Genomic DNA, 6,961 nt, shown 5'->3' with positions numbered 1-6,961 from the left:
GGTCGCGGTCGCGGCCGGTGCGGCGGCCGCGGGCGCGGCGGACGCCGGCGCTGCCTCGGTCGTTGCCGCGGGAGCGGCGGACGCGGCGGGCGACGCGGGCGTCTGTGCGAACACGGCTGCCGTGCCCGCGAGCAGTCCCAGGCCCAGGGCCAGGGAAGCGATGAACTTTCTCATGGTCGTCTCTCTACGGTGATGGACTGATGGGGTTACAGCGCTTCCTTGCCGGTCTCGCCGGTGCGGATGCGAACGACCTGCTCGAGGTCGTAGACGAAGACCTTTCCGTCGCCGATCTTGCCGGTGCGCGCCGCGCTCTCGACGGCCTCGATCACGCGGTCGACGAGGTCGTCCGTGACGGCCGCCTCGATCTTCACCTTGGGCAGGAAGTCCACGACGTATTCCGCGCCGCGATAGAGCTCCGTGTGCCCCTTCTGCCGGCCGAAGCCCTTGACCTCGGTGACGGTGATGCCCTGCACCCCGATGCCGGAGAGCGCTTCGCGCACCTCGTCCAGCTTGAAGGGTTTGATGATGGCGGTGACGAGTTTCATCGTGCTCTCCTTGCGCGTTGCATGCGGAATCAGAACGTGTACTTCAGGCCCGCCACGACGCCCGTGCGGCCCAGGTTCTTCAGGCCCGGCGCCGGGCCGACGTAGTTGCTGTTGTCGGTGCCCACCAGCGCGACGCTCGCGCTCAGGCCGTTGCCGAAGTCCTTGCCGACGGTCACCGAATAGTCGGTGTAGGAGAACGCGCTGTTGTGCACCACGTCCTGGTAGCCGATGTGCGGCGTGACGGTCCAGCCGCCGCCCAGATCGAAGTTGGCGCTCAGGTCGGCGTAGTAGCTGCCGCTGCTGCTCGCGAAGCCGAAGAGGTTGCTGAATGCGTACGACACCTTCAGCGTCGCCGGGCCCCAGGTGCCCGCCACGTACGCTTCCTGCGTATCGGCGCTCGGGTTCAGCTTGTTGCTCGGGTAGTTGTAGGTGAGGAGGCCCACGTCCATGCCGAGCGGGCCGGCCTCGAACTTGTAGCCGCCGTAGACGTCCCACTCGATGTTCGCGTCGCCGCCCACATCCTTGATCCACTTGATGGTGGAAAGCCACGTGCCGATGTACCAGCCGCTCTTGTGCGCGAAATCGATGCCGCCTTGCAGCGCGGGCTGCAGCCGCGTCTGCGAGATGCCGCGATAGCGGTAGTCGCTTACCACCCCGACGTTGTACGAGAGTGTGTAGTCGGGCTCGGGCGCCTTCGCCTGCGCCATGGCGGCGGTGGCGGCGAGCGATGAGAGCAGCACGGCAAGTTTCTTCAGTTTCATGGGTTCTCCGTTCGGCTTGCGGTTTGAAAATCGGGTCATGCGAAGGGGATGAAGCACGAGGCGTGCCATGCGCGACAGCTGCCTCTGGCTCCGCGCGGCGAAGCCTCGGGTCCCACCCGCGAAGCCGATCGCACCCGGACGGTGCGCGCCGCGCGTCGCGTCCAAACTGGGGCGGCGAGCACCAGAAGAGTGACGCGCAGCGGTGAGGCGGCTCGGGCGGACTGCCGGCCGCGATTTCGGTGCGTTCGTTCACAGCGCGTGCGAAACGCGTCGGCGGTGTGCGGTCGCGATGCGTTCTTCCCGGCAAACGAACGATGCGTGGGAGGTTTTCAGTGAGCTTGTCTCTGGTGCAAAGCCGTGTGCTCGTCGGCCTCGGCACGGCCGCCGTGACGGTGGAAGTCCATCTGGCCAACGGCCTGCCCAGCTTCACGCTGGTGGGGCTGGCCGACACCGAAGTGAAGGAGTCGCGCGAGCGAGTGCGCTCCGCGCTCGCCACGTGCGGGCTCGAGTTCCCCCACAACAAGCGCATCACGGTGAACCTCGCGCCGGCCGACCTGCCGAAGGACTCGGGCCGGTTCGACCTGCCGATCGCGCTCGGCCTCCTTGCCGCGAGCGGCCAGATCGATGCGGCGCGTCTTGCGGGGCATGAGTTCGCGGGCGAGCTGTCGCTTTCCGGTGAACTGCGTCCGGTGCGCGGGGCGCTGGCGCTCAGCCTCGCGCTCTCGGCCGAGGGCACGCGGGTGAAGCTCGTGCTGCCGGCGGGCAGCGCGGAGGAAGCGGCCCTCGTGCCCGGCGCGCAGGTCTATCGCGCGCGGCACCTGCTCGACGTGGTGCGGCAATTCGTGCCGGACGATGCCGCGCGGCAAAGCGGGAGCGAGGCGCTCGTGCGAATCGAAGCCGCCGCCCCCGCGCGGGAGCCCCTCTATCCCGACCTGGCGGATGTGAAGGGCCAGGCCGCGGCCAAGCGCGCGCTCGAGATCGCGGCGGCGGGCGGCCACAGCATCCTGCTGGTCGGCCCGCCCGGCGCGGGCAAGTCGATGCTCGCGCAGCGCTTCGCGGGGCTCTTGCCCCCCATGAGCGTGCAGGAGGCCCTGGAGAGCGCCGCCGTCGCGAGTCTTGCCGGGCAGTTCACGCTGCAGCAATGGTGGACGCGGCCCACGCGCGCGCCGCATCACTCGGCGAGCGCCGTGGCGCTCGTGGGCGGCGGCTCGCCGCCGCGGCCGGGCGAGATCTCGCTCGCGCATCACGGCGTGCTGTTTCTCGACGAGTTGCCTGAATTCCCGCGGCCCGCACTCGAGGCGTTGCGCGAGCCGCTCGAAAACGGCCACATCAGCATCGCGCGTGCCACGAGTCGCGCGGAATTTCCGGCGCGCTTCCAGTTCATCGGCGCGATGAATCCATGCCCTTGCGGCTGGCTGGGCGCCACGCACCGGGCATGCCGCTGCACACCCGATCAGGTCGCGCGCTACCAGGGCAAGCTGAGCGGGCCGCTCATCGACCGCATCGACCTGCACGTGGAAGTGCCGCCGCTCGATGCGCAACAGCTGCTCGCCGCGCCCCCCGGTGAACCCACGACCAGCATGCGGCACCGCTGCGCGGTCGCTCGCGAGCGCGCGCTTGCGCGCCAGGGCCATGCCAACCAGCAGCTGAAGGGCTCGGCGCTCCTGTCGCACGCCCGCCTCGCTCGCGATGCCGAGCAGTTCCTGCAGACGGCCGCCCAGCGGCTCGCATGGAGCGCGCGTTCCGTGCATCGCTGCCTGAAGGTGGCCCGCACCATCGCCGACCTGGCGCACGAGGACACGATCGAGGTCGCGCACGTGGCCGAGGCCGCGCAGTACCGGCGGCGATAGCCGCAGCCCGCCACTGGATGCGCCGCGGCTCGCGCGACTTCTCCACCGAATTGGGGAGGCGCACGACGAAGCCGGATGCTACTCTGCCGCGCAGCGTATGACTTCGGAGGGGATCACGATGAGACGCATGCAGTGCGCCATATTGCTCGCGGCGGGCCTCGTGCTCGCGGGCTGCGCGCAAGTCCCCAAGGAATCGGTCGAACTGTCGACCACCGTCGGGCGCGATGTGACGACCGTCGCCAAATCCCATCGCGCGCTCGTGAAGCTTCTCTTCGCGAGGATGCGGCAGGACGTCAACCGCTTCGTGGACAACGTGTATGTCCCCTATCAGATCCGCGCCCTGATGGAAAACGACTTCAGGAACGCGAAGAGCGCCGCCGAGGACGACCGGCGCGCCTCCCTTCTCCTTGCGATCAACAGCAGCTTCCAGCCGGGCGCTGCGGGGGGTCTGCAGAGCGACACGTTCCAGGCGATGGCTTTCCTCGTTTCGCAGATTCGCGAGGATGCCGAGAGCAAGCGAAGCGAGCTCCTGGCGCCGATCGATGCGCAGGAAGCGGCCGTGCTCGCGGCCGTCGACAGGAGCTATGCGCAGATCACTTATGGCAATTCCATCGTGACAGGGTATCTCGCGAGCATCGTCAAGGTGCACGACGCGCAAAACGAGGTGCTGAACGCCATCGGCGTCGACACGGACCTCACGAAGCTGGTGGGCGAAAAGCTCGCATCGACCTCGGACGAGGTCGGCAAGCTCGTCGACAAGGCGCAAAAGGTGCAGGCCACCGGCGCGAGCGTCGCCGCGGAGTTGTCCAGCCTGAAGAAGCTCGTTTCGAAGTGACAAAGGAGAAATGCGCATGCCCGACTCATTCGACCGCGCGGAATTCGAACGCAGGCTCCGGGAGCAGCTGAAGACCAGCCGGGAGGCGTTCGACGGACAGTACAAATCGGAGCTCACCCAACTGGCGTGCCTCTCGAAGGAGGACATCGACGCCATCACGCCCGGCACGACGGATCTTCAGAAATACGACGAGCTCGTTGCGCTCGTGAAGGAAGCCTCCAGGGTGAACCTGGCGCAGGCGGAACTCAAGCAGCGCATCGAAGCCCTGGGCAACGTTGCCGTCTCGGTCGCCAAGCTCGTGCCCACGCTCGCGGCGATCCTGTAAGGCGAAGCGGCGAAGATGGTTTCGGCCGAACTGCTCAAGACGGCATTTCCTCAATGCGCGCGACCGGCGCAGTGGAGCGCCGCCCTGGCGCCCGCGCTGCGTCGTTACGACATCGCCACGCCGAAGCGCCTCTGCGCGTTCCTCGCCCAGATCGGCTACGAATCGGGCCAGTTCAACCGGCTCGCGGAAGACCTGACGTACAAGACGGCCGTGCGGCTGCAGCGCGTCTGGCCGAAGCGGTTCCCGACGCAGGAGTCCGCAATGCCCTACGTCGACAATCCAAAGGGCCTCGCGAATTTCGTCTATGCGAAGAGGCTCGGAAACGGCGACGAGGCTTCCGGCGACGGCTTCCTCTTCCGGGGGCGCGGCCTCATCCAGATCACCGGGCGCAGCAACTATCGAGACGCCGGGCATGCCCTGGGGATCGACCTGGAAGGCCACCCCGATCTTCTTCTCGATGAATCGAATGCCGCGATGAGCGCGGCGTGGTTCTGGAGCACGAGAGGATGCAACGCGCTGGCCGACGACGGCACGGATGACGACGACCTCGAAGACTTCACCGAGATCACGCGCAGGATCAATGGCGGCACGGTCGGGCTGAAGGACCGCCTGCTCGCCTTCGGCCGGCTCGAGTCCTGCCTCGCCTAGAGGGTGCGCCCCGGATGCGAATGGGATGTGCGCTTCCCACAACCGGCCATGCCTCATGAATAATAGGCCGTTCCATCACCGCACAACGAGAACGCCTTGGGGACAACGATTCCAAGCCGGCTGGCTCGGGCCTGCCTCGCCGTCGCCCTGTACGGCACGATGCACGGCGCCGCCATCGCGCAGCGCGCTGCACCCGCGGGCGGCGCCGCGAGCATCGCGGACCTCTCGCTGGAGCAGCTCGGCTCGATCGAGGTGACTTCCGTCGGCAAGCGCGTCCAGCGCCTGGCCGACGTCGCGGGCTCCGTCTACGTCGTGAGCCACGAGGACATCCGGCGGTCGGGCGCGACGACCCTGCCCGAGGCACTGCGCCTCGCGCCGAATCTCCAGGTGGCGCGGGCCGACGCCAACCAGTATGCGATCGCAGCGCGCGGCTTCAACAGCGTCCTTGCGAACAAGATGCTCGTGCTGATCGACGGGCGCACCGTCTACTCGCCGCTTTTCTCCGGCGTGTTCTGGGAAGCGCAGGACGTGTTGCTGGAAGACGTGGAGCGCATCGAGGTGCTGAGCGGCGCGGGCGGCACGCTCTACGGCTCCAACGCGGTCAACGGCGTCATCAACATCATCACGCGCAGCGCCGCGGAGACGCAGGGCGCGCTCGTCGAGGCGGGCGGCGGCGGCGAGCGGCGCCTCGCCGCCGCACGATACGGCTTCGCGGCCGGGGACATGCACTGGCGCGCCTATGCCAAGAGAACGCTCACGCACTCGTCCGAACTCGGCAGCGGCGCGCCCGTGCGCGACGCCGCCCAGCACTCCCAGGCGGGCTTCCGCGGCGATGGCTTCCTGGACGACACGCAGCTCACGGTGCAGGGCGATGTCTACCGGAGCGCCATCGACCAGGTGCCGGCGGCCCGCGAGATTTCGGGCTGGAACCTGCTCGGCCGCGCGACGCGCGACCTCGGCAGCGCGGGCCGCGTGCAGCTGCAGGCGTACTTCGACCACACCGGGCGCGACCAGCCCGGCGCCGTGCACGATGCGCTCGATACGTTCGACATCGACCTGCAGCACCTGTGGCAGCCGCGGCCGGGGCACCAGTTCCTCTGGGGCGCCGGCTGGCGCGCCGAAGACGACCGGCTCACCAACCTGGCGCCGGCCGTGCTGTCGCTTCTGCCGCCCGACCGTCGCGAGCAGTTGTGGAACGTCTTCGCGCAGGACGAGGTGGAACTGCGCGACCGGCTGCGCGTGACCATGGGAATCAAGGCGGAGCACAACGCCTACACCGGCCTCGAATGGCTGCCCAACCTGCGCCTCGCCTGGGAATTCGCACCCCGGCATCTCTTGTGGGCGGCCGCTTCGCGGGCGGTCCGCGCGCCGGCCCGGGTCGATCGCGATTTCTACTCGCCCCTCATCAACGGCGGGCCGTTCTTCCGGTCCGAGATCGCGCATGTGTACGAACTCGGCTTGCGCGGGCAGCCCAAGCCGCAGCTCTCCTGGAACGCGACGCTTTTCCATCACCGGTTCGATCGCCTGCGCTCGATCGATCTCACTCCCGCCGGCGTGACGCTCAACAACAATTTCGAGGCGCAGTTGACGGGGGTCGAAACCTGGGCGCAATGGCGCGCATCCGAGCGCTGGCGGCTGCAAGCCGCGTACGCCTGGCAGCACCTGAATGCGCAGCCCGTGCCCGGAGCGGCCCCGCTGCTCGGCGTTTCGTCGCTCGGCAACGACCCGCGCTATCGCGCGAGTCTGTCGTCCTCGTGGGACTTGCCGCATCGCATGGAGCTCGATGCGACGCTGCGCCGTGTGGGCGCGCTGCCCGCCCCGGCCGTGCCGGCTTACACCGCGCTCGATCTGCGCTGGGGCTGGCACGTGAGCGCCGGCCTCGAACTGTCGGTCGCGCTGCGCAACCTGGGCGGCCGCCATCCGGAGTGGGGCGCGCCCGCAAGCCGTGCGGAGTTCGGCCCGAACGTCTTCGCGAAGGCCGAGTGGCGGCTCTAGGC

Annotated in this window: 7 protein-coding genes; 5 read left to right on the top strand and 2 right to left on the bottom strand. The window is 68.6% G+C overall.

Annotated elements, in window-relative coordinates; genetic code table 11:
- Positions 1 to 206: 206 nt before the first annotated feature.
- On the bottom strand, positions 207 to 545 hold the full coding sequence (gene glnK, locus VHA82_RS02215) for a P-II family nitrogen regulator (RefSeq protein ID WP_325539821.1): 339 nt from the start codon (positions 543 to 545) through the stop codon (positions 207 to 209).
- A gap of 29 nt (positions 546 to 574) precedes the next feature.
- Positions 575 to 1,306, bottom strand: coding sequence for a TorF family putative porin (locus tag VHA82_RS02210; protein WP_325539819.1), 732 nt, complete (start codon positions 1,304 to 1,306; stop codon positions 575 to 577).
- Positions 1,307 to 1,638: 332 nt separating this feature from the next.
- On the opposite strand from VHA82_RS02210, the gene VHA82_RS02205 reads away from it, so the two are divergent.
- The 5 genes from VHA82_RS02205 (at position 1,639) to VHA82_RS02185 (ending at position 6,959) form a co-directional block, all read left to right on the top strand.
- Positions 1,639 to 3,156 (top strand): YifB family Mg chelatase-like AAA ATPase, encoded by a 1,518-nt coding sequence (locus VHA82_RS02205; protein WP_325539817.1) that lies wholly within the window; start codon positions 1,639 to 1,641, stop codon positions 3,154 to 3,156.
- 127 nt (positions 3,157 to 3,283) lie between these two features.
- Positions 3,284 to 3,991: a hypothetical protein gene (locus tag VHA82_RS02200; RefSeq protein WP_325539815.1), complete on the top strand. Its 708-nt coding sequence runs from the start codon at positions 3,284 to 3,286 to the stop codon at positions 3,989 to 3,991.
- A gap of 16 nt (positions 3,992 to 4,007) precedes the next feature.
- Positions 4,008 to 4,316, top strand: a complete 309-nt coding sequence (locus VHA82_RS02195) for a hypothetical protein (RefSeq protein WP_325539813.1) — start codon at positions 4,008 to 4,010, stop codon at positions 4,314 to 4,316.
- Between the two features lie 15 nt (positions 4,317 to 4,331).
- The gene (locus VHA82_RS02190; protein ID WP_325539811.1) at positions 4,332 to 4,964 is read left to right on the top strand and encodes a glycoside hydrolase family 19 protein; all 633 of its coding nucleotides are present in this window, start codon (positions 4,332 to 4,334) and stop codon (positions 4,962 to 4,964) included.
- A gap of 96 nt (positions 4,965 to 5,060) precedes the next feature.
- Positions 5,061 to 6,959 (top strand): TonB-dependent receptor, encoded by a 1,899-nt coding sequence (locus VHA82_RS02185; protein ID WP_325539809.1) that lies wholly within the window; start codon positions 5,061 to 5,063, stop codon positions 6,957 to 6,959.
- Positions 6,960 to 6,961: the final 2 nt, after the last annotated feature.

This window comes from Ramlibacter sp. (assembly GCF_035548915.1).
Lineage (GTDB): Bacteria > Pseudomonadota > Gammaproteobacteria > Burkholderiales > Burkholderiaceae_C > Ramlibacter.
Note: the sequence above shows the minus strand (reverse complement) of the source record. Positions and strands in the feature narration are given on the sequence as shown.